The organism is Enterococcus sp. DIV1937 (assembly GCF_050535975.1).
Lineage (GTDB): Bacteria > Bacillota > Bacilli > Lactobacillales > Enterococcaceae > Enterococcus > Enterococcus faecalis.
This window is the reverse complement of record NZ_CP172909.1, coordinates 1650471-1672497: the sequence shown is the minus strand read 5'-3', so window position 1 is coordinate 1672497 and position 22027 is coordinate 1650471. Positions and strand designations below refer to the sequence as shown.

Sequence of the window (22027 nt, the reverse complement as noted above, 5' to 3'; positions counted from 1 at the left end):
CTCAAAATCGGCAACGAGATTGTTTCTTTTTTTGAAAGCGTATTATTTTGTTATTTTTTCTGTTTCCATTCTTGGATACGCTTGAGTTGCTGATGTAAGGCTTGTTCATATTTACCAATATCAATCGGTTCGTAATAACGTGCCTCTTTTAATTTGTCAGGTAAGTATTGCTGATTGACCCAACCGTTTTCAAAATTATGTGGGTATTGATAACCAATACCACGGTTTAATTCTTTGGCTCCAGCATAGTGGGCATCACGTAAATGATCAGGAACGTCTCCCACAGAGCCTTGTCGAATATCTGCCAAAGCAGCATCAATCGCTGTGACTGCAGAATTTGATTTTGGCGATAAACATAAATCAATGACGACACTGGCTAGAGGAATCCTAGCTTCTGGAAACCCTAGCTTTTCGGCGGCTTGAACAGCGGTGACCGTCCGAGCGGCGGCCGCAGGATTCCCAAGACCGATATCCTCGTAAGCAATGACCATTAAACGACGACAAATAATCGGTAAATCACCTGCTTCAACTAAGCGACCCAAATAATGAAGTGCAGCATCTACATCGCTTCCTCGAATCGACTTTTGGAAAGCGGAAATCACGTCATAATGGGCATCGCCATCTTTATCATGCGTTAAGGCTTTTCGTTGCACGCACTCTTCAATAATCGGTAAGGTGATCTTAATTTCGCCTTGTTCATTTTTGGGTGTTGATTTAACAGCTAATTCTAGTCCATTTAGCGCACTACGTAAGTCACCGTTCGTTGCGCGTGTCAAATGTTGTAATGCTTTTTCTTCTAAGTGGACAGGATAATCGCCTAAGCCACGTGTGCTATCGGTTAAGGCTTCTTGAATCGCTTGCTGAATGTCTGTTTCCGTTAAGGGCTTTACTTCAAAGATTTGCGTACGACTACGAATCGCAGGATTAATTGTGATATATGGATTTTCGGTAGTGGCTCCAATCATAATAATTCGTCCGTTTTCTAAATGAGGGAGCAAAAAATCTTGTTTTGTTTTATCTAATCGGTGAATTTCATCAAGCAGTAAAATCACTGTGCCACTCATTTTGGCTTCTTCAGCAACGATTTGTAAATCTTTTTTGGTATCTGTGGCCGCGTTCAACATGCGAAAGGCATAATTTGTTGAACCAGCGATTGCGCTGGCAATACTGGTTTTTCCAGTGCCAGGCGGCCCATAAAGAATCATCGATGAAAGCATTTTGGCTTCGACCATCCGACGAATAATTTTACCAGGGCCGACTAAATGTTGTTGACCAACTACTTCGTCTAAGTGACGAGGTCGCATTCGATAGGCTAAAGGTTGTTGCATAAAAGGACCTCCTTTTTCATAATCATCTTATTATAACATAAAGAACGTACATTCGCTTTTTGGTGGTTTTTTGGGTTTTAGATGGATATAGCGGAAGGTTTCGTGTATGATAGGGAGTGGTGAAAGAAATGAAAGAAACGATAAATATCTTTAACACAAAAACAACTGAAGAAGTGGCACAATACTTGTTAGGGATGTATTTAGAGCACGAAACAGCAACAGGCGTTTTAGGTGGGTACATTGTGGATGCAGAAGCTTATTTAGGTCCTGATGATGAGGCGGCCCATAGCTTTGGCTTGAGAAAAACGCCACGCTTACAAGCCATGTATGACAAACCAGGCACGATTTATTTATATACTATGCACACGCATTTAATTTTAAATATGGTGACACAAGAACAAGGCAAACCACAAGGGGTGATGATCCGCGCGATTGAACCTGTTGAAGGTGTCGACAAAATGATTGAAAATCGCCAAGGACGTCAAGGCGTGGAATTGACCAATGGACCAGGTAAATTAGTTGCAGCCTTAGGAATTGATAAGCAATTATATGGGCAGTCGATTTTTTCTAGTTCGTTACGGCTCGTGCCAGAAAAACGAAAATTTCCGAAAAAAATTGAGGCACTACCACGAATTGGGATTCCCAATAAAGGTCGTTGGACAGAGTTGCCTTTAAGATACGTCGTGGCTGGCAATCCATATATTTCTAAACAAAAAAGAACAGCAGTAGACCAAATAGATTTTGGCTGGAAGGATGAAGAAAATGAAAAAAGCAACAATGCTCACATACTTAGAGGAACAACTTGAAAAACACTTAGGAGATTACGAAGTAGGCCTTGATTGGGATCGCAAAAACCATACCATCGAAGTCATTGTTCGTTTATATGCAGAAAACAATGAGCAAGTGGCGATTGATGATGTTGATGGTACGCTTTCAGAAGAAGAATTCATTGAATTTGAAGATGGTTTGTTATTTTACAATCCGCAAAAGTCTGTCGTTGATGACGAAGAGTATTTAGTCACAATTCCTTATGAAGGAAAAAAAGGGCTACGCAAAGCAGTTTTAGACGGATTCATTCACTATTTAAAAGTGGTTTTAGATGAAGGGCAAAGTGATTTGTTAGACTTTTTATCAGATGAAACAGCGGAAGTTTTTGAATTGCATTGGGAGCCAGCAGATTTTGAAGCGATGATTAAAAAAGTGGCAGAAACAGAAAAAGAACAATGGATTGCGTATCCAAGTTATTAATTTAGAGGTGAGAACATGAAGTGGACAGAAGTAAAAGTCGAAACGGCTAGCGAAGCAGTTGAAGCAATTTCAAACATTATGATGGAAGCTGGCGCAAGTGGCGTGGCCATTGAAGATGCGTTGGACATTGAAAATTTTGAAAGTGATCTGTATGGGGAAATTTTAGATAAAGAGCAATTCACCCACATTAAAGAAGGAGCGATTGTGATGGCTTATTTTCCTGAAACAACCTTCTTACCAGAAATTTTACCATTTATGAAAGAAAATATTTTACGCTTGCCTGAGTACGGCTTATCCATTGGTAAAAACGAAATGACAATTAGTGAAGTAGCAGAAAGCGACTGGGCAACTGCTTGGAAAAAATATTATCATCCTGTCCGTGTCACACGATTCTTAACGATTGTGCCAAGTTGGGAAGCCTATCACGCACAAGATGAAGCAGAAAAAATTATCACATTGGATCCGGGGATGGCGTTCGGTACAGGCACGCATCCAACGACTCGTTTAACCTTGCAAGCTTTAGAAACTGTTTTACGTGGTGGCGAAACAGTTCTAGATGTAGGAACGGGTTCTGGTGTTTTGAGTATTGCAAGTCGCTATTTAGGGGCTAAAGACGTCTACGCATATGATTTAGATGAAGTAGCAGTTGCAGCGGCAAAAGAAAATATGGATTTAAATCCCATTGCGGTCGATGTTCATGTGTCAGCCAATGATTTACTAAAAGGGATTGACCATTCTGCTGATGTAATCGTCGCAAATATTTTGGCAGATATTATTGTGTTAATGATTGAAGATGCTTGGCGTTTGCTAAAACAAGACGGTACCTTCATTATTTCTGGAATTATTGAAGATAAAAAAGCAATGGTTTTAGAAGCACTAACGAAAGTCGGGTTTGTGGTGGACCAACTCTTTAATCAAGGCGATTGGTATGCGATTATCTTGAAGAAACCAGAGGAAGAGTAAAATGCAACGGTATTTCATGAAAGAAGATTATCAAGAAAAAGATTTGTATAAAGTCGCAGATGAAAACTATCATCATATTGTGCGAGTTATGCGAATGACGCCGAATGATCGTTGTTATTTAGTATTTCAAAATAAAACTGCCATTTTAGCTGAGATTGTGGAAATTGATTCAACATCTGTTTACTTTAAAGAAATTAGTAAAGAAGAAATGGACAAAGAATTGCCAATTGAAGTGACGATTGCGTGTGGGTTACCAAAAGGGGACAAGTTAGAATGGATTGTTCAAAAAGGCACGGAGCTAGGTGGAAATCAGTTTATCGGCTTTCCTGCGAAAACTTCCGTTGTCAAATGGGACCACAAAAAAAGAGCAGCCAAAGAAAAAAGATTACAAAAAATTGCCACAGAAGCGGCGGAGCAATCGCATCGGCAGCAGACACCAAGTGTTTCTTTGGTGGAAAAAACACAAGAAATCATTGCGCAATTTGACTCATATGACACAGTCTTGGTTGCGTATGAAGAATCAGCAAGACAAGGAGAAAAAAGTCAATTAGCACAAGTATTATCCACTTGCCAGCCAGGCGCACGTTTGTGTGTGCTCTTTGGACCTGAAGGTGGCTTTGCACCGCAAGAAATTGAACAATTTCTGCAGGCTGGGGCGAAACTTTGCGGGTTGGGTCCGAGAATTTTACGAGCAGAAACAGCACCGTTGTATCTTTTAAGTGCGGTTAGCTACCAAATGGAACTTTTAAATTAAACGAAAGCCCGCCTGTAAAATTCTTGTAGGCATTCTCTTTGAATAAACAGAGAGTAAAAAAGCGACAGTGATTGAAATTTAAGGGAAATTTAGTATAATAGAGTTGTTGAAAGTGCTACTGTTTCAAGTGGTACTTTTCTTTTTTATTAAAATAGATAAAACGTGAACGAAGTGTTCTTTATCCAAAGGTCACCTTCATAGAGGAGTGAATACCATGCCAAAAGAAGAAATACTGACAGGCCCAGCGGTCATCAAAATTGTAAGTACCTATATGGGACCAGAACATGTTGAGTTGGTTCAAAAAGCATTAACTTATGCTGAAAAAGCACACGAAGGTCAAGTCCGACAATCAGGTGAACCTTACATCATCCATCCGATTCAAGTGGCAGGCATTCTGGCTGAATTACATATGGATCCCCATACTGTAGCAACAGGATTTTTACATGATGTTGTCGAAGATACGGACGTAACACTGGACGATTTAAAAGAAGAATTTGGCGAAGACATCGCAATGTTAGTCGATGGCGTAACGAAACTAGGAAAAATTAAATATAAATCTCATGAAGAACAATTAGCTGAAAATCATCGGAAAATGTTATTGGCAATGGCGCAAGATTTACGGGTCATTATGGTGAAACTAGCCGATCGTTTGCACAATATGCGCACATTAAAACATTTACGTGAAGATAAGCAACGACGGATTGCACAAGAAACTTTAGAAATTTATGCGCCTTTAGCACATCGCTTAGGGATTAGTCGAATTAAATGGGAATTAGAAGATACTGCCTTACGTTATATTAACCCCAACCAATACTATCGAATTGTTAATTTGATGCAAAGCAAACGCGATGAACGTGAAGCTTATGTGGCAGAAGCAGTCGAAGATATTCGTTTAGCTACGGAAGATTTAGAAATTTACGCAGAAATATATGGTCGACCAAAACATATTTATTCAATCTATCGTAAAATGAAGGACCAAAAGAAACAATTTAATGAAATCTATGACTTATTAGCCATTCGTGTTATTGTCGATTCCATTAAAGATTGCTATGCCGTGTTAGGGGCGATTCATACACGTTGGACACCAATGCCAGGTCGCTTTAAAGATTATATTGCTATGCCAAAAGCGAATATGTATCAATCTATCCATACGACAGTTATTGGGCCAAAAGGGAATCCAGTAGAGGTCCAAATTCGGACCCATGAGATGCACCAAATCGCCGAATTTGGGGTGGCGGCTCACTGGGCCTATAAAGAAGGCAAAGCGGAAAAAATTGAAACAGATGAACTGACGAAGCAAGTCGATTGGTTCCATGAAATTATTGAATTACAAGATGAAAGCTATGATGCTTCTGAATTTATGCAAGGTGTGAAAGAAGACATTTTTAGCGACAAAGTCTATGTCTTTACGCCAAGTGGAGATGTAACCGAACTGCCAAAAGGCTCCGGACCACTAGATTTTGCTTACAGTATCCATACTGAAATTGGGAATAAAACAACCGGTGCGAAGGTCAACGGCAAAATGGTACAGTTAGACTATGTCCTAAAAAATGGGGATATTATTGAAGTCCTAACATCACCGAATTCTTTCGGACCTAGTCGCGACTGGTTGAAAATGGTTAAAACAAGTAAAGCTAAAAATAAAATCAAACGTTTCTTTAAAGAACAAGACCGTGAAGATAATATTATTAAAGGGCATGATGCTGTCATTAAATACATGACAGAAATCGGCTTTACACCAAAAGAATTTTTAACGAAGAATAAAATGGCGGAAGTGCTAGATAAATTCAAATTTCAAACGGAAGATGATTTATTTGCGGCAGTAGGTTATGGCGAAGTAAGTGCGCAAGTAGTGTGCAATCGTTTAACAGAAAAAGAACGCCGCGAACAAGAGTTGGAACGCCAACGTCAAGAAGCAGAAGAGTTGTTAAATCAGCCAGCTAAAAAAGAATCAGAAAAAATGAAAGTTCGTCATGAAGGCGGCATCGTGATTCAAGGGGTGGACAACCTATTGATTCGTTTAAGCCGCTGTTGTAATCCAGTGCCTGGTGATGAAATCGTTGGTTACATTACCAAAGGACGTGGCGTTTCAATTCATCGTGCGGACTGTCCTAACGTACAACATCAAGAAGAACTAGCACAACGTCTAATTGAAGTTGAGTGGGAAGATACCGAGCACAGTCGCAAAGAATACGCTGCCGATTTGGAGATTTACGGCTATGATCGTAGTGGCTTACTGAGTGATGTTTTACAAGTCATTAGTTCGATGACAAAAAATTTAGTTGGCGTTGAAGCTCGTCCATCCAAAGATAAGATGGCCCAGATTCATGTCACTGTGAAAATTCAAAACCTTTCTCATTTAAAAACCATCGTTGACAAAATTAAAAGTGTACCAGATGTTTATAGTGTTCGTCGAACCAATGGGTAAGTGTTAAAAGTGAGGCAAAAAAGATGAAAGTAGTTATTCAAAGAGTCAGTCAAGCACAAGTTGCGATAGAAGAGCAGATAGTGGGACAAATCAAACGAGGCTTCATGGTGCTGGTGGGCATTCATCAAGAAGACACGCCAGAAGATGTGGCTTATGTTGTTGGTAAAATCAGTAAATTACGTGTTTTTGAAGATGACGAAGGAAAAATGAATCGCAGTATTCAAGAGATTGAAGGATCAATTTTGAGTATCTCTCAATTTACCCTCTATGCAAAAACTAAAAAAGGCAATCGTCCCAGTTTTATTGAAGCGGCTCGTCCAGATGTGGCGATTCCTTTGTATGAATTATTTAATCAACAATTAGAAGCAGAAGGAATAGCGGTAGCCACAGGAGAATTTGGCGCGGATATGCAAGTGTCGTTGACCAATGATGGTCCAGTGACCATTGTGATCGATACACGAGAAAAATAATTGATTTTCCTATCGGAACCCCTTGACTTTCTAAGAGAACTTTAGTAGTTTATAGATAATATTAAAAATCTACGAAGGAACGAGTAAGTTTCATCTGTCTGCGAAGAGAGAGTTGCCGTGGCTGAGAGCAACTTCAACAGTGAAAGTGAAAGACATTCTGGAGATGGACGGAAGAAAAGCCGTCCCGTTACGAGCGTTAATCGTTGAGGAAAGAGTAAAATCTTTCAAAACTAGGTGGTACCGTGTAAAAGAGACTTTTACGCCCTTGTATGTTCAACATACAAGGGCTTTTTTCATTTTTAGAAAAAAGAAAATGGCGTACACATTTTTGTGGAATGATAGAAGGAGAGAAAGACAATGAGTTATCAAAAACCAAAAGGAACAAACGATATTTTGCCAGGAACTTCTGAAAAATGGCAATTTGTGGAAGAAACAGCTCGTTTGATTTTTAAAGATTATCAATACCAAGAAATCAGAACCCCGATTTTTGAACATTATGAAGTAATATCTCGCAGTGTTGGCGATACCACAGATATTGTTTCAAAAGAAATGTATGATTTTTATGATAAAGGAGACCGTCACGTGACGCTACGTCCTGAGGGGACAGCGCCAATTGTTCGGGCCTTCGTTGAAAATAAATTATATGGTCCGGAATATACGAAACCATATAAAACCTATTACATGGGGCCGATGTTCCGCTATGAACGCCCACAAGCTGGTCGTTTGCGTCAATTCCATCAAATTGGTGTGGAAGCATTTGGTAGTGAAAACCCAGCATTGGATGTTGAAATCATGGCTATGGCTTTGGACTTCTTCAAACAATTAGGCATCCAACAAATCAAATTAGTTATTAATTCCTTGGGGGATAAAGAAACACGTGCTACGTACCGTCAAGCATTAATCGATTATTTAGAGCCCCATATGGCAGAATTAAGCGAGGATTCACAACGTCGCTTACACGAAAATCCATTGCGGGTGTTAGACAGCAAAGATAAAAAAGACAAGGTGATTGTCGCAGAAGCGCCCTCCATTTTAGATTATTTAAATGAACCATCTAAAGCACATTTTGAAGCAGTAACTGATATGTTAGATTTACTAGAAATTCCTTATGAAATTGATAGTAATATGGTTCGCGGCCTGGATTATTACACACACACAATTTTTGAAATTATGAGTGAAGCGCCTAAAATGGGTGCGCAATCAACTATTTGTGCAGGAGGCCGATACAATGGTTTAGTTGAAGAATTAGGCGGCCCAGACACACCAGGTTTTGGTTTTGGTATGGGCATTGAGCGAGTGTTGTTAACAATGGAAGCTGAAGAAGTTGTGATTCCAGCGTTATCTGAATTAGACGCATATGTGGTTGGCATTGGTTCAGAAACCAACGTCGCAGCTTTGCAACTTGTTCAAAGCATTCGTAACTTTGGTTTCTCAGCTGATCGTGATTACATGAATCGCAAACCAAAAGCGCAATTTAAAACGGCCGATAAATTACAAGCAAAATTAGTTTTAACAATCGGTGAAAATGAATTGAATGAAGGCATTGTCAACGTAAAATCAATGGCAACACGCGAAGAAAAAGCCTTCCCGTTAAGTGCTATTCATGATTCATTTGATGAAGTGTATGACGAAATGATGACAAAAATGATTGAAGAATAAAAAGGAGAGAATGAGAAATGGCAAAACGCACAACCTATTGCGGCAATGTATCTGCCGAATTTATTGAAAAAGAAGTTGTATTAAAAGGATGGGTTCAAAAACGTCGTGACTTAGGAGGCGTTATCTTTATTGATTTACGTGACCGTGAAGGAATCGTCCAAGTGGTCTTTAACCCAGAAAAGTCAAAAGAAGCATGGGAAATTGCTGATAAATGTCGTAGTGAATACGTCATCGAAGTTAAAGGTCAAGTCGTTTATCGTGATAAAGAAGCGATTAATCCCAAAATGAAAACTGGCGAGTTTGAAGTGATGGCGACTGACATTACGATTTTAAATACTGCGAAAACAACGCCATTTACCATTGAAGATGACAATAACGTTAATGACGAATTGCGCATGAAATATCGTTATTTAGATTTACGTCGTCCATCAATGACAAACAACATTAAATTACGTCACCAAGTAACGAAAACAATCCGTCACTATTTAGATAATCATGACTTTTTAGACATTGAAACTCCTTATTTAGGCAAATCAACACCAGAAGGCGCTCGCGATTATTTGGTTCCTTCTCGTGTCCATGCCGGTCATTTTTATGCTTTACCACAATCACCACAACTCTTTAAACAATTATTAATGGGGGCAGGCTTCGATCGCTATTACCAAATCGTTCGTTGTTTCCGTGATGAAGATTTACGAGGCGACCGTCAGCCAGAATTTACACAAATCGATATCGAAACGACCTTTTTAACACCAGAAGAAATTCAAACATATACAGAAAATATGTTGGCTGAAGTGATGAAAGAGACAAAAGGAATTGAGATTTCTGTTCCGTTTCCACGAATGAGCTATGACGAAGCAATGGCACGCTATGGTAGCGATAAACCCGACACTCGTTTTGCTATGGAATTAATTGATGTCGCAGATGTAGTGAAAGACGTAGACTTCAAAGTTTTCCAAGCAGCGTTGGAAAATGGCGGACATGTGAAGGCTTTGAATGCAAAAGGCGCCGCAGATAAGTATTCTCGTAAAGATATGGATAACTTAGGTAAGTATGTGAGTCAATTTGGCGCAAAAGGCTTAGCTTGGTTAAAAGTTGAAGAAGATGGCTTAAAAGGACCAATTGCTAAATTCTTAACAGAAGTTAGTGATGAATTAATTGCTGCTACCAATGCAGAAGTCGGTGATATTTTAATGTTTGGTGCCGATAAACCTGAAATCGTAGCCGCTGCTTTAGGTGCGGTACGTACACGTTTAGGTAAAGAATTAGGTTTAATTGATGAATCGAAATTCAATTTCTTGTGGATTGTGGATTGGCCGTTGTTTGAATATGATGAAGAAGCTGGTCGCTATGTTTCTGCTCATCATCCATTTACACAACCAAAAGCAGAGGATGTGGCCCGCTTAGCAACAGACCCAGCCTCTGTGTATGCTGAAGCTTACGATGTTGTCTTAAACGGCTACGAATTAGGTGGCGGCTCATTACGGATCCATACACGAGAATTACAAGAAAAAATGTTTGAAACGTTAGGTTTTACAAAAGAAGAAGCACAAGACCAATTTGGTTTCTTGCTAGACGCATTAGATTACGGCTTCCCGCCACATGGAGGGATTGCTTTAGGGCTAGACCGCTTAGCAATGCTATTGGCTGGGGAAGAAAATATTCGTGAAGTGATTGCCTTTCCTAAAAACGGCAAAGCAATTGACCCAATGAACAACGCACCAAGTTTAGTTTCTCCATTACAATTGTTTGAATTAAACATTGATGTAACAGCCATTGACGAATAAGTGTTAAATCCAAAGAAAGAGTGACTTCATTGACGGATGAGGTCACTCTTTCTTTGGGAAGGAAAAAGATAACGAAAGACTTAAAAAGTGGCTGAGCTAAAAATCTGCCAATTGGCTGTTTTTTCTTTTTAGAAAACTTTGTATGATAACTGAGTGTATAAAGGAGCGAAACAAATGACAAAAATAATTTTAACAATTGGCGGTTCCGATCCTTTTTCAGGTGGCGGGATTCAAACAGATTTAAAAACGTTTGAAAATCATCAAGTCTTTGGCTTATCAACTTTAACTTGCCTTGCTACAGCCCCAAGGAATCATTTTCAGATTCATGACCTTGAGACTTCTTTGGTGAAAGAGCAACTCGCTTCCATACCTGCCGGGAGTTTAGACGGCATCAAGATTGGCTTGATTCACAGTGAAGAAAGTATGCTACAAATTGCAACCTTTTTGAAAAAGCACGCAGGTCTGCCGGTGGTGTTGGATCCTGTCTTGGCTTTTAAAGAAACGACTTCAGTTTATGAAAAAAGATACATGCAGTTATTGATTGAGAAACTTTTTCCATTCGCAACGATTATAACGCCTAATTTAAAAGAAGCAGAATTACTCATTGGCAGAAAATTAACAACCGTCGAAGAAGTCCAACAAGCGGCGGAAGAGTTAAACTCTTTAGGAGCGGCAACGGTGGTGATTAAAGGTGGTAATCGTTGGCTTGGCCAAGAAGCACGTGACTTTTTTTATGATGGACAACAACATATTCAATTGGTCAAAGAAAAAGTAATGGCCCACACCATTGATGGCGCTGGTTGTTCCTTTGCTTCTGCAATTGGTGCGAATTTAGTTAAAGGATATCCGTTAATTGAAGCAGTTGATTTAGCAAAAACATACGTTCATGAAGCCATTGTTTCTGGGGTCCAGCTAAATGCAGCTTTTGGAAGTGTGTGGCATGAAGGATTACTAGCAGGAGGTGTGGCGGATAATGACAAGAAAAATTAGTCTATATGCAGTAATTACCGCTTTAACAGTGGCTGTGTCAATGGTCTTTATTATCCCCGTCCCAGCAACAAATGGCTTTGTTACATTGGCGGATGCAGGGATTTACATTGCTAGTTTACTTTTTGGTCCGATTGGTGGCTTGACAGTCGGAGCTTTAAGCGGTGGCTTAATTGATTTATTGTCAGGCTATCCACAATGGTTCGTTTTTTCGTTATTGATTCATGGCGGACAAGGTTGGTTAGCAGGGCACTTCTTTAATAAAAATAAAAAGATGCAAACGCTAGGATTACTTTTAGCCAGTCTCCTCATGATTAGCGGGTATGCTTTAGCGACTAGCTGGCTTTATGGCGTGGGTGCGGGGATTGCCTCATTACCAGGGAATATCATTCAATCCTTATTTGGGGTGATTGTAGCATTGCCTCTGAGTCAAACATTAAAACGTGTGTTACCAAAAAATGGTCGTTTAGAAGAAAGAAGGATGAACAAATGACTATCGATGAAAAAATGTTAAAAGAACAGTTAGTGACAATTACAGAAGAAGTCATTACAGCAGGAAATTTACAAAAAGGGGACCTATTTGTTTTAGGTTGTACCACCAGTGAGGTAGTAGGTGGCGTCATTGGTAAAAATTCCAGTGCCGAAGTAGGGCAATGGATTGTCTCAACCTTAATTGAACAATTAGATAAAAAAGGCATATCTTTGGCTGTCCAAGGATGCGAACATATTAATCGTGCTTTAGCGATGGAACGTCGTGTGGCTGAAGAAAAAGGCTTTGAAATTGTCTCGGTAGTACCACAATTACATGCTGGCGGTTCTTGTTCAGTGGCTGCCTTTGAAAAATTTGATGAACCTGTGGAAGTGGAGCATATTGTTGCTCAAGCAGGGATTGACATTGGCGATACATCTATCGGTATGCATGTAAAACATGTGCAAGTTCCTCTTCGCTTGAGCATTCGAACGTTAGGTGCGGCCCATGTTACAGCATTATATTCTCGTCCTAAATATATTGGTGGACCAAGAGCCCATTATGAAACAACCCAAGAACGAAATCGTTAAGATTTCGTTCTTTTTTCATTTCTATAAACATTTGATGAATCTTCCGTAATTATTATAGGAATCTCTTTTTTTCTCTCGGTAAACCACGTATAATATGAAAAGAAATGTAATTTATTGAAAACCTGAAACGAGGCTATTATTTATGAAAAAAATTTATGACGGACTGCCAGTTCATGACTATACAACAAAATTTTCTGTGTCGATTGTCTATGCTATTCTTGCATCAATTGCCATGAACTTTTTCTATCAACCAGGAAATATTTATTCCAGTGGCTTAACAGGCTTGGCACAAATTTTAACAACCCTCTCAACAAAAATTGTGGGTTTTAATGTGCCTGTCTCCATTACATTGTATCTGTTAAATGTGCCGTTATTCTTTATTGCGTGGAAAAAAATAGGTAAGAAGTTTACAATTTTTACTTTCATTACCGTGACTTTAACTTCATTATTTATGCATATTGTTCCGCAAACGGTGATGACCCAAGATCCAATTATCTGTGCTATTTTTGGTGGGGCGATTTCTGGATCAGGAATTGGTTTTGTCTTAAAAAACGGGGTTTCTTCTGGGGGCTTAGATATTCTAAGCATTACCATTCGGAAAAAAACGGGGCGTTCCGTTGGCTCGATTTCAATTTATTTTAACGCACTAATTGTCTTCGTTGCAGGTTATTTATTTGGCTGGCAGTACATGTTCTACAGTGCGTTATCAATTTTTGTAAGTGGGAAGGTCACAGATGCCGTTTATACTAAGCAAAAGAAAATGCAAGTTATGATTGTCACTAAAAACCCAGATCGAGTCGTGGATGAGATTCAAAAGAAAATGCGCCGCGGTATTACAATTATTCATGAAGCGGAAGGGGCATATCGCCACGACCGCCAAACTGTTTTGCTAACTATTGTGACACGCTTTGAGTTGCCAAGTTTAGAAGCAGCCATGAAAGAAAGTGATCCGAATGCCTTTGTCAGCATCTCAGATAATGTTAAAATTTTAGGACGTTTTTACGAAGAAGATTACAAATAAAAGGATATGAAGCAACGAGAGAATGGCTGTGTCTATTCTTTCGTTGCTTTTTTTGAAAAATAAGTAAAAAATGCTTTGTGAGAGGACCTGAAATTCCCGTTTAAACAAGAAGTTAATTGAAAGACGTTCGTGAATTCCTTTGCTTTTGGTTTAATTAGATCTGATTATTCGGAAATAAGTCGCTATTGTTTCTCACAAACGAATGCTTTGTTTGGATTTGAAAGAAAACGATGAAAAAAGAATCATTTTTATTGAAAAGACCTAAAAAAACTGGTACACTAAGTGTGTAATTGATAAGTACTTTTAATACTGTTATGAATAAATAGTAGGAAAAACGAACATCAATTCTATTTTTTTAAAGTTCATAGGTCGTTTTCAGTCTTACTTGGACATATTTCGACCCACAAAAGGAGCGCATCATGTTAAAAGAATTTAAAATGATTGAAGCAGTTGCTCCAGATATGCTCGATGTATTACAAGAAAGATTCCAAATTCTTCGCAATATTTATTGGATGCAACCTATTGGACGTAGAAGTTTATCAGAAACGATGGGAATTACAGAGCGAGTCTTGCGTACAGAAACAGATGTTTTGAAGCAGCTCAACCTGATTGAACCTTCAAAAAGCGGAATGACATTAACAGAACGCGGTTTGGAAGTCTATCAAGGCTTAGAATTAGTCATGAATCAATTGCTTGGCATGCACCAAATCGAAAAAGAAATGACACAGTACTTTGGCATTCAACGTTGTATCGTTGTTGCAGGAGATAGTGATATCCAAAAGAAAGTTCTTTCGGACTTTGGAGATGTCTTAACCAATACGCTGAATTTACTCTTACCAAATGGTGAGAATACAATTGCGGTTATGGGTGGGACAACAATGGCCATGGTGGCCGAAAATATGGGATCACTAGAAACTGAAAAACGTCATAATTTGTTTGTTCCAGCCAGAGGAGGGATTGGTGAAGCAGTTTCTGTCCAAGCCAATTCAATTAGTGCTGTAATGGCCAACAAAACGGGTGGTAACTACCGGGCGTTATATGTCCCAGAACAATTGAGTCGTGAAACGTATAATAGTTTATTACAAGAACCCTCGATTCAAGAAGTTCTTACGTTAATTAGTCATGCCAACTGTGTGGTGCACAGTATTGGTCGAGCGTTGCACATGGCGGCACGCCGAAAAATGTCTGATGACGAAATGGTTATGCTCAAACAAAAAAATGCCGTGGCAGAATCGTTTGGTTATTTCTTTGATGAAGAAGGAAAAGTGGTCTATAAAATTCCACGAATTGGCCTTCAATTAAAAAACTTACAAGAAATTCCCTATGTCGTCGCAATTGCGGGCGGCAAAACGAAAGCCAAAGCCATTCGCGCATATATGAAAAATGCACCAAAACAAACGTGGCTCATCACAGATGAAGCTGCCGCAAACGAGATTTTAAAAGGGGTAACCCTTTAAAATAAAAAATTTTTGATTTTCATAAGGAGGAAATCTTTAATGACAGTTAAAGTAGGTATTAATGGATTTGGACGTATCGGACGCTTAGCTTTCCGTCGTATCCAAGATGTAGAAGGAATCGAAGTAGTTGCAATCAACGACTTAACAGATGCTAAAATGTTAGCACACTTGTTAAAATATGACACAACTCAAGGCCGTTTCAACGGTACAGTTGAAGTTCACGAAGGTTCATTCAACGTTAACGGCAAAGAAATCAAAGTTTTAGCTAACCGTAACCCTGAAGAATTACCATGGGGCGAATTAGGCGTAGACATCGTTTTAGAATGTACTGGTTTCTTTACTTCTAAAGAAGCTGCTGAAAAACATTTAACTGCTGGTGCAAAACGTGTAGTTATTTCAGCTCCTGGTGGTAACGATGTACCAACAATCGTTTACAACACAAACCATGAAACATTAACTGGAGAAGAAACTGTAATTTCAGGCGCTTCTTGTACTACAAACTGCTTAGCTCCAATGGCTAAAGCTTTACATGACAACTTTGGTGTTGTTGAAGGTTTAATGACAACTATCCACGCTTACACAGGTGACCAAATGACATTAGACGGACCACATCCTAAAGGCGACTTCCGTCGTGCGCGCGCTGCTGCTGCAAACATCGTACCTAACTCAACTGGTGCTGCTAAAGCAATCGGCTTAGTAATCCCAGAATTGAACGGTAAATTAGATGGCGCTGCTCAACGTGTTCCTGTAGCAACTGGTTCATTAACTGAATTAGTTACTGTATTAGACAAAGAAGTTACTGTTGATGAAGTGAATGCAGTAATGGAAAAAGCTGCTAACGAATCTTATGGTTATAACACAGACGAAATCGTTTCTTCTGATATCGTAGGTATGACTTACGGTTCATTATTCGATGCAACTCAAACAAAAGTTATGACAGTTGGCGACAAACAATTAGTTAAAACTGTTGCTTGGTATGACAACGAAATGTCATACACTGCTCAATTAGTTCGTACTTTAGAATACTTCGCTAACTTATAAGATTCATTCTTATCATTAGTGAAATTTGAACAATTGTGAAATAATAAGCGGGGAAGCAACGCGCTTCTCCGCTTTCTTTTTTTAAAAAAGAAAAATCCTAAAATTGACAATACAGGAGGTCTACTCATGGCTAAAAAGACAATTAAAGATGTAGATTTAAAAGACAAAAAAGTCCTTGTCCGTGTTGACTTTAACGTTCCGTTAAAAGATGGCGTGATCACAAACGATAATCGTATCGTAGCGGCTTTACCAACAATCAAATACGTGATTGAAAATGGCGGAAAAGCAATTCTTTTCTCTCATTTAGGTCGTGTAAAAACAGAAGAAGACAAAGCTGGCAAATCATTAAAACCAGTGGCTGAACGTTTAAGCGAATTACTAGGTCAACCAGTTACTTTTGTTCCAGAAACACGTGGTAAAGAATTAGAAGACGCTGTTAACAATATGAAAGACGGCGACGTTTTAGTATTTGAAAACACTCGTTTTGAAGATGTTGACGGCAAAAAAGAAAGCGGCAATGACGCTGAATTGGGTAAATACTGGGCTTCTTTAGGCGATGTATTTGTCAATGATGCTTTTGGTACTGCACACCGTGCACATGCCTCAAACGTTGGAATTGCTTCAACTGGTATCCCAACAGTTGCTGGTTTCTTAATGGAAAAAGAAATTAAATTCATCGGCGAAGCTGTTGAAAATCCAAAACGTCCATTCGTAGCAATCTTGGGTGGCGCAAAAGTTTCTGACAAAATCGCTGTCATTGAAAACCTAATTGAAAAAGCCGACAAAATTTTAATCGGTGGCGGTATGGCTTACACATTCATGAAAGCACAAGGCTATAGTGTTGGTTTATCTTTACTTGAAGAAGATAAAGTGGACTTAGCGAAAAGCTTAATGGAAAAAGCTGGCGACAAATTAGTTTTACCGGTTGATACAGTTGTCTCTAAAGAGTTCAGCAATGACGCTCCTTTCCACACGGTTCCTTCAACTGAAATCCCAGATGATGAAGAAGGCTTGGATATTGGTGAAAAAACAATTGAATTATTCGCTAACGAATTACAAGGTGCGAAAACAGTTGTTTGGAATGGACCAATGGGCGTATTTGAAATGAGTAACTTTGCCAAAGGAACAATTGGTGTTTGTGAAGCGATTGCTAATTTAGAAGACGCAACAACAATCATCGGTGGCGGGGACTCTGCTGCTGCAGCAATTCAATTAGGATACGAAAACAAATTCTCTCACATCTCAACAGGTGGCGGAGCAAGTTTAGAATTATTAGAAGGCAAAACTTTACCAGGTTTAGCTTCTATTAACGATAAATAATCAGTTTAAAAGACAATATTTTTAAAAAAAGAAAAGGATGTGCTTTTCATGCGCAAACCAATTATCGCTGGTAACTGGAAAATGAACAAAACTTTAAGCGAAGCACAAAGCTTTGCAGAAGCAGTAAAAAATGCTGTTCCATCAAACGACGTTGTTGACGCTGTGATTGGATCTCCAGCATTATTCTTAGCTCCTTTAGCTTGGAACCTAAAAGATTCTGAAGTGAAATTAGCTGCACAAAACTGCTACTGGGAAAACGCTGGTGCCTTCACTGGTGAAAACTCACCAGCTGCAATTGCAGATTTAGGTGTAAACTATGTGATTATCGGACACTCTGAACGTCGCGAATATTTCCACGAAACAGATGAAGATATCAATAAAAAAGCCAAAGCAATCTTTGCAAATGGTATGACACCAATCTTCTGTTGTGGTGAAACTTTAGAAACGTATGAAGCTGGTAAAACAGCGGAATGGATCGAAGGTCAAATCACTAACGGCTTAGTTGGTTTATCAAACGAACAAGTTGCTTCAATGGTTATCGCTTACGAACCAATCTGGGCAATCGGAACTGGTAAATCTGCAGATGCTAATATTGCAGATGAAATCTGTGGTGTTGTTCGTTCAACAGTTGAAAAATTATACGGCAAAGAAGTTTCTGAAGCTGTTCGTATTCAATACGGTGGTTCTGTTAAACCAGAAAACATCGCTGAATATATGGCAAAAGAAAACGTTGACGGTGCTTTAGTCGGCGGCGCAAGCTTAGAAGCAGACTCATTCCTAGCTTTATTAGATGCTGTAAAATAAGAAATCACTAACGGTAACGTTTTCTCAATGACTTTTGCAAAAAAATGTTTGCATAGTTTGCGAGAATTAACTACAATCATACATGAGGGAATCCCCTTAGTATAAATACAAACTCAAAGGAGAGACAAAACATGTCAATTATTACTGATATTTACGCACGCGAAGTCTTAGACTCACGCGGTAACCCAACAATCGAAGTAGAAGTTTACACTGAAAGCGGAGCTTTCGGCCGTGGAATGGTTCCTTCAGGAGCTTCAACTGGTGAATACGAAGCAGTTGAATTACGTGATGGCGACAAAGCTCGTTACTTAGGTAAAGGTGTTACTAAAGCTGTAGATAACGTAAACAACATCATTGCTGAAGCAATCATCGGTTACGATGTACGCGATCAAATGGCTATCGATAAAGCAATGATCGATTTAGATGGAACTCCTAACAAAGGTAAATTAGGTGCTAACGCTATTCTTGGTGTGTCTATCGCCGTAGCTCGTGCTGCTGCTGATTACCTAGAAGTGCCTTTATATCATTACTTAGGCGGATTCAATACAAAAGTATTACCAACTCCAATGATGAACATCATCAACGGTGGATCACATGCTGACAACAGTATTGACTTCCAAGAATTCATGATCATGCCTGTAGGTGCGCCTACATTCAAAGAAGCTTTACGTATGGGTGCAGAAGTATTCCACGCATTAGCTTCAATCTTAAAAGGTCGCGGCTTAGCTACTTCAGTAGGTGACGAAGGTGGTTTCGCTCCTAACTTAGGTTCAAACGAAGAAGGTTTCGAAGTAATCATCGAAGCTATCGAAAAAGCTGGCTATGTTCCTGGTAAAGACGTTGTTCTTGCTATGGATGCTGCTTCTTCAGAATTCTACGACAAAGAAAAAGGCGTTTACGTTTTAGCTGACTCAGGCGAAGGTGAAAAAACAACTGAAGAAATGATCGCGTTCTACGAAGAATTAGTTTCTAAATACCCAATCATTTCAATCGAAGACGGCTTAGACGAAAACGACTGGGACGGATTCAAAAAATTAACTGAAGTATTAGGCGACAAAGTTCAATTAGTTGGTGACGATTTATTCGTAACAAACACAACTAAATTAGCTGAAGGTATCGAAAAAGGTATCGCTAACTCAATCCTAATCAAAGTTAACCAAATCGGTACTTTAACTGAAACATTTGAAGCAATCGAAATGGCTAAAGAAGCTGGCTACACTGCAGTTGTATCTCACCGTTCTGGTGAAACAGAAGATTCAACAATCTCTGATATCGCTGTTGCAACAAACGCTGGCCAAATCAAAACTGGTTCATTAAGCCGTACTGACCGTATTGCTAAATACAACCAATTATTACGTATTGAAGATCAATTAGGCGATGTAGCTGAATACAAAGGCTTAAAATCTTTCTACAACTTAAAAAACAAATAATTCATTAAATGAATAACGCTTAAAGGGACAATTGGTTAATGAACCAATTCTCCTTATACTCGGACGTAAAAACACGCCTTTCTGCAAAGAAAGGCGTGTTTTTTTATATTTATAAAAATATTGAAAAAAATAGATTAGAAATAACTTCAGTCGTACATCGCTCTATAATCACTTGTTTAAAAATAACAAAACATTAACAAAACAACATTATATAAAAATTTAATAAAACAAAATAATTGTTATTTTATAATTTTAGTATTGACTGGTTTCAGATAACGCTGTACGCTTAAAGAAATAGTATAGAATTTCACAAAAAAATGAAAACACAAATTTAACTTGGAGGATGTTGAGTAGTGAGTAACGGGAAAAAGATTTTTATTAGTCATAGTTCAAAGGATCAAGAATATGTGGATGCGTTTATCCAATTATTGAAAAAAATAAATAAATGTAAAGCTACTTTTGCATTTTGTTTAGAATCCTGAAATAATTTTAAAGGAGGTCCTAAAAATGAAAGTAAATTTATATAAAATTTTAACTGAAAAAAAGGAAGAATTTTTTGAGCAAATTAATTTAGAATATAAAATGGAAAGTAATGAAGTTCGTCAATATAGACAAAAAAGTGTACATATTCAGTTATATATTGATCGAAATAACTTAGAGGGAACTCCAAAATGGCAATGGATAATTGATGAATTAACAGAAGGAATACATCTAAAAACTTATGGAGCACCCAAAGGAATTTTAACAGTTTCTTTGGATGATGAGTTATATGCGTTTTCTTTTAGTCATGCGCATCATTGTGTTCATAAGTTTGCAGATAAAGAATTTGCCTTTCGTTTTGCGAGAAAGTTAGACTACAAAGAAATAAAGCGTACAGCTAAAGCAGCGCCGCATAGTTCTAAGGTAAAGATGATCGATGCTTTTAAAGATAATAAATATTTTGATTTTGATAGTGGTGAAGCTTATTTAAAAGTTAAAGCTACCCAAAAATTACCAAGAGATTTTGGAATATATAAAGAAAATATCGAAATTGGGGATGCTTTATCTGTTGAGTTGAAAAATGACTGTCTAACACACATGTTAGCGCTTGTATTTTATGCAAAAAGAATCATTACATCTGAGAAAGAAGAAATAAAAATTCCATTATTGAAGAAATTGGACAAGAATGATGATAATCTTATTAAGAAATTAGATGGGAAATTAATAAAAAAAATAATTGATGGAGAAACACCTATTTATTTTTCAGATTTTGATATTATAGGAAACATAGAGAGTTTTAATGATTATAGTACGGAATATACAGTACATTATTTAAATAGAAAACCGGTTTTTTTAGATGGATTTGACATCAATGATTTACGCATGTTCATTGAAAAAAACAAATTAATAGGCGAAGATATTTTTAAAATCTTTATAGGTAAAGAAATTGAAGGCAAGAGAAAAAAATATGAGATAAAGAAAATATTAGATTACACAGATGAAGAAGAGCGTTATACACTACTAAATGGTGAGTGGTATTCTTATAATAATGACTATATAGATTATTTAAATGATTCACTTAGTGAAATTCCAGTAATCTATAATCCTGAATATGATTTTTCTAAAAAAAGGCATGAAACTTTTTGTGCTAAGAAATATGAAGAAGAAAAAAATAGATCTGATTTTACTGGCAAAACAAAGAAAGAGATTAAAGAGTCAATAAAAAGAAAATACTATAAAGAAAGAGTTTATAATCTCTTGCTAGCAGAAGAAAATGAACATTTGGAGAATCATGATCGTCAGTTGACCAAACTATCTAATAATGAAGACATTGAGATTGCAGATATATATTGTAAAGAAACGCAAACATTATTTGCAGTTAAAATCGGTGATGCATCATCCAAGCTAAGTTATGTAGTTACTCAATCACTTGCTTCTTTAGACATTATTCGCTCAGGATTAGTAAAAGATATACCGTCTGTAGAAAAAATAGGTTTGTGGCTTGTATTAGACAAGAAGACTAAGTTGATTGAGCGAGAAAAAGGAATACCAGACTTAACATATTTGAAAATGTTTTTATTCAAAAATTATTTAGACAATTGGAAAAAACATGTATTATATTCTTCTAAAAAGCCAGTTATCTATATAAACTATATGATAGAGTAGAGCAACTTAAAATTTGAGAAAAAGCTTCTCAGCGGTTGCCGCCGCTGAAGAAAACTAGTTCATTGCACAGGCTGATCGTTTCAGTAAAAATTTTAAAGATGCTAGTAATTTCACTGAAAATCGGGT

At 38.0% G+C, this 22027-nt stretch carries 20 protein-coding genes and 1 pseudogene; 20 read left to right on the top strand and 1 reads right to left on the bottom strand.

Going from position 1 to position 22027, the window contains the following annotated elements:
* Positions 1–50: 50 nt before the first annotated feature.
* On the bottom strand, positions 51–1328 hold the full coding sequence (locus IGL13_RS08105) for a replication-associated recombination protein A (RefSeq protein WP_002360030.1): 1278 nt from the start codon (positions 1326–1328) through the stop codon (positions 51–53).
* 128 nt (positions 1329–1456) lie between these two features.
* On the opposite strand from IGL13_RS08105, the gene IGL13_RS08100 reads away from it, so the two are divergent.
* The 20 genes and pseudogenes from IGL13_RS08100 (at position 1457) to IGL13_RS08005 (ending at position 21901) form a co-directional block, all read left to right on the top strand.
* Entirely contained in the window at positions 1457–2134 is a 678-nt protein-coding gene (locus IGL13_RS08100; RefSeq protein WP_002364174.1) for a DNA-3-methyladenine glycosylase, read from the top strand.
* A complete protein-coding gene (locus IGL13_RS08095) occupies positions 2091–2576 on the top strand; it encodes a DUF3013 family protein (RefSeq protein ID WP_002388170.1) in 486 nt (161 codons plus the stop codon). Before IGL13_RS08100 ends, IGL13_RS08095 begins: the two co-directional genes overlap by 44 nt.
* A gap of 15 nt (positions 2577–2591) precedes the next feature.
* Positions 2592–3539, top strand: coding sequence for a 50S ribosomal protein L11 methyltransferase (gene prmA / locus IGL13_RS08090; protein ID WP_002371999.1), 948 nt, complete (start codon positions 2592–2594; stop codon positions 3537–3539).
* Position 3540: 1 nt separating this feature from the next.
* The gene (locus IGL13_RS08085; protein WP_002378439.1) at positions 3541–4293 is read left to right on the top strand and encodes a 16S rRNA (uracil(1498)-N(3))-methyltransferase; all 753 of its coding nucleotides are present in this window, start codon (positions 3541–3543) and stop codon (positions 4291–4293) included.
* Positions 4294–4507: 214 nt separating this feature from the next.
* A complete protein-coding gene (locus IGL13_RS08080; protein ID WP_002357079.1) occupies positions 4508–6721 on the top strand; it encodes a RelA/SpoT family protein in 2214 nt (737 codons plus the stop codon).
* A gap of 23 nt (positions 6722–6744) precedes the next feature.
* Positions 6745–7191, top strand: a complete 447-nt coding sequence (gene dtd, locus IGL13_RS08075; protein WP_002378438.1) for a D-aminoacyl-tRNA deacylase — start codon at positions 6745–6747, stop codon at positions 7189–7191.
* Positions 7192–7330: 139 nt separating this feature from the next.
* Positions 7331–7552, top strand: coding sequence for a hypothetical protein (locus IGL13_RS08070; RefSeq protein WP_002401802.1), 222 nt, complete (start codon positions 7331–7333; stop codon positions 7550–7552).
* Positions 7549–8850, top strand: a complete 1302-nt coding sequence (gene hisS, locus IGL13_RS08065) for a histidine--tRNA ligase (protein WP_002362049.1) — start codon at positions 7549–7551, stop codon at positions 8848–8850. Before IGL13_RS08070 ends, hisS begins: the two co-directional genes overlap by 4 nt.
* 17 nt (positions 8851–8867) lie before the next feature.
* Positions 8868–10637, top strand: coding sequence for an aspartate--tRNA ligase (aspS, locus tag IGL13_RS08060; RefSeq protein ID WP_002360034.1), 1770 nt, complete (start codon positions 8868–8870; stop codon positions 10635–10637).
* 153 nt (positions 10638–10790) lie between these two features.
* On the top strand, positions 10791–11627 hold the full coding sequence (locus tag IGL13_RS08055; RefSeq protein ID WP_002401801.1) for a bifunctional hydroxymethylpyrimidine kinase/phosphomethylpyrimidine kinase: 837 nt from the start codon (positions 10791–10793) through the stop codon (positions 11625–11627).
* A complete protein-coding gene (locus IGL13_RS08050; protein WP_002357086.1) occupies positions 11611–12117 on the top strand; it encodes an ECF transporter S component in 507 nt (168 codons plus the stop codon). Before IGL13_RS08055 ends, IGL13_RS08050 begins: the two co-directional genes overlap by 17 nt.
* Positions 12114–12683: a TIGR01440 family protein gene (locus IGL13_RS08045; protein WP_002365825.1), complete on the top strand. Its 570-nt coding sequence runs from the start codon at positions 12114–12116 to the stop codon at positions 12681–12683. Before IGL13_RS08050 ends, IGL13_RS08045 begins: the two co-directional genes overlap by 4 nt.
* Positions 12684–12825: 142 nt before the next feature.
* Positions 12826–13704 (top strand): YitT family protein, encoded by an 879-nt coding sequence (locus IGL13_RS08040; protein WP_002357090.1) that lies wholly within the window; start codon positions 12826–12828, stop codon positions 13702–13704.
* 419 nt (positions 13705–14123) lie between these two features.
* The gene (locus IGL13_RS08035) at positions 14124–15161 is read left to right on the top strand and encodes a sugar-binding transcriptional regulator (protein ID WP_002357092.1); all 1038 of its coding nucleotides are present in this window, start codon (positions 14124–14126) and stop codon (positions 15159–15161) included.
* A gap of 39 nt (positions 15162–15200) precedes the next feature.
* Positions 15201–16202 carry a type I glyceraldehyde-3-phosphate dehydrogenase gene (gap, locus tag IGL13_RS08030; RefSeq protein WP_002357093.1) on the top strand — a complete coding sequence of 334 codons (1002 nt, stop codon included), beginning with the start codon at positions 15201–15203 and terminating at the stop codon, positions 16200–16202.
* A 126-nt stretch (positions 16203–16328) separates the two neighbouring features.
* On the top strand, positions 16329–17522 hold the full coding sequence (locus IGL13_RS08025) for a phosphoglycerate kinase (RefSeq protein WP_002357094.1): 1194 nt from the start codon (positions 16329–16331) through the stop codon (positions 17520–17522).
* 48 nt (positions 17523–17570) lie between these two features.
* Positions 17571–18326, top strand: a complete 756-nt coding sequence (gene tpiA / locus IGL13_RS08020) for a triose-phosphate isomerase (protein WP_002362045.1) — start codon at positions 17571–17573, stop codon at positions 18324–18326.
* A 131-nt stretch (positions 18327–18457) separates the two neighbouring features.
* Positions 18458–19756: a phosphopyruvate hydratase gene (gene eno, locus IGL13_RS08015; protein WP_002357098.1), complete on the top strand. Its 1299-nt coding sequence runs from the start codon at positions 18458–18460 to the stop codon at positions 19754–19756.
* A 353-nt stretch (positions 19757–20109) separates the two neighbouring features.
* A pseudogene (locus IGL13_RS08010) lies at positions 20110–20193 on the top strand (toll/interleukin-1 receptor domain-containing protein); the annotation flags it as partial.
* A gap of 70 nt (positions 20194–20263) precedes the next feature.
* On the top strand, positions 20264–21901 hold the full coding sequence (locus tag IGL13_RS08005; protein WP_002362044.1) for a DUF6119 family protein: 1638 nt from the start codon (positions 20264–20266) through the stop codon (positions 21899–21901).
* The last annotated feature ends 126 nt before the right edge of the window (positions 21902–22027 follow it).

Excerpts from the sequence above, each read along its gene's own strand:
- IGL13_RS08105 (WP_002360030.1), bottom strand. The coding sequence starts at position 1,328 with ATGCAACAACCTTTAGCCTATCGAATGCGACCTCGTCACTTAGACGAA.
- IGL13_RS08100 (WP_002364174.1), top strand. The coding sequence starts at position 1,457 with ATGAAAGAAACGATAAATATCTTTAACACAAAAACAACTGAAGAAGTG.
- IGL13_RS08095 (WP_002388170.1), top strand. The coding sequence starts at position 2,091 with ATGAAAAAAGCAACAATGCTCACATACTTAGAGGAACAACTTGAAAAA.
- prmA (WP_002371999.1), top strand. The coding sequence starts at position 2,592 with ATGAAGTGGACAGAAGTAAAAGTCGAAACGGCTAGCGAAGCAGTTGAA.
- IGL13_RS08085 (WP_002378439.1), top strand. The coding sequence starts at position 3,541 with ATGCAACGGTATTTCATGAAAGAAGATTATCAAGAAAAAGATTTGTAT.
- IGL13_RS08080 (WP_002357079.1), top strand. The coding sequence starts at position 4,508 with ATGCCAAAAGAAGAAATACTGACAGGCCCAGCGGTCATCAAAATTGTA.
- dtd (WP_002378438.1), top strand. The coding sequence starts at position 6,745 with ATGAAAGTAGTTATTCAAAGAGTCAGTCAAGCACAAGTTGCGATAGAA.
- hisS (WP_002362049.1), top strand. The coding sequence starts at position 7,549 with ATGAGTTATCAAAAACCAAAAGGAACAAACGATATTTTGCCAGGAACT.
- aspS (WP_002360034.1), top strand. The coding sequence starts at position 8,868 with ATGGCAAAACGCACAACCTATTGCGGCAATGTATCTGCCGAATTTATT.
- IGL13_RS08050 (WP_002357086.1), top strand. The coding sequence starts at position 11,611 with ATGACAAGAAAAATTAGTCTATATGCAGTAATTACCGCTTTAACAGTG.
- IGL13_RS08045 (WP_002365825.1), top strand. The coding sequence starts at position 12,114 with ATGACTATCGATGAAAAAATGTTAAAAGAACAGTTAGTGACAATTACA.
- IGL13_RS08040 (WP_002357090.1), top strand. The coding sequence starts at position 12,826 with ATGAAAAAAATTTATGACGGACTGCCAGTTCATGACTATACAACAAAA.
- IGL13_RS08035 (WP_002357092.1), top strand. The coding sequence starts at position 14,124 with ATGTTAAAAGAATTTAAAATGATTGAAGCAGTTGCTCCAGATATGCTC.
- gap (WP_002357093.1), top strand. The coding sequence starts at position 15,201 with ATGACAGTTAAAGTAGGTATTAATGGATTTGGACGTATCGGACGCTTA.
- IGL13_RS08025 (WP_002357094.1), top strand. The coding sequence starts at position 16,329 with ATGGCTAAAAAGACAATTAAAGATGTAGATTTAAAAGACAAAAAAGTC.
- tpiA (WP_002362045.1), top strand. The coding sequence starts at position 17,571 with ATGCGCAAACCAATTATCGCTGGTAACTGGAAAATGAACAAAACTTTA.
- eno (WP_002357098.1), top strand. The coding sequence starts at position 18,458 with ATGTCAATTATTACTGATATTTACGCACGCGAAGTCTTAGACTCACGC.
- IGL13_RS08005 (WP_002362044.1), top strand. The coding sequence starts at position 20,264 with ATGAAAGTAAATTTATATAAAATTTTAACTGAAAAAAAGGAAGAATTT.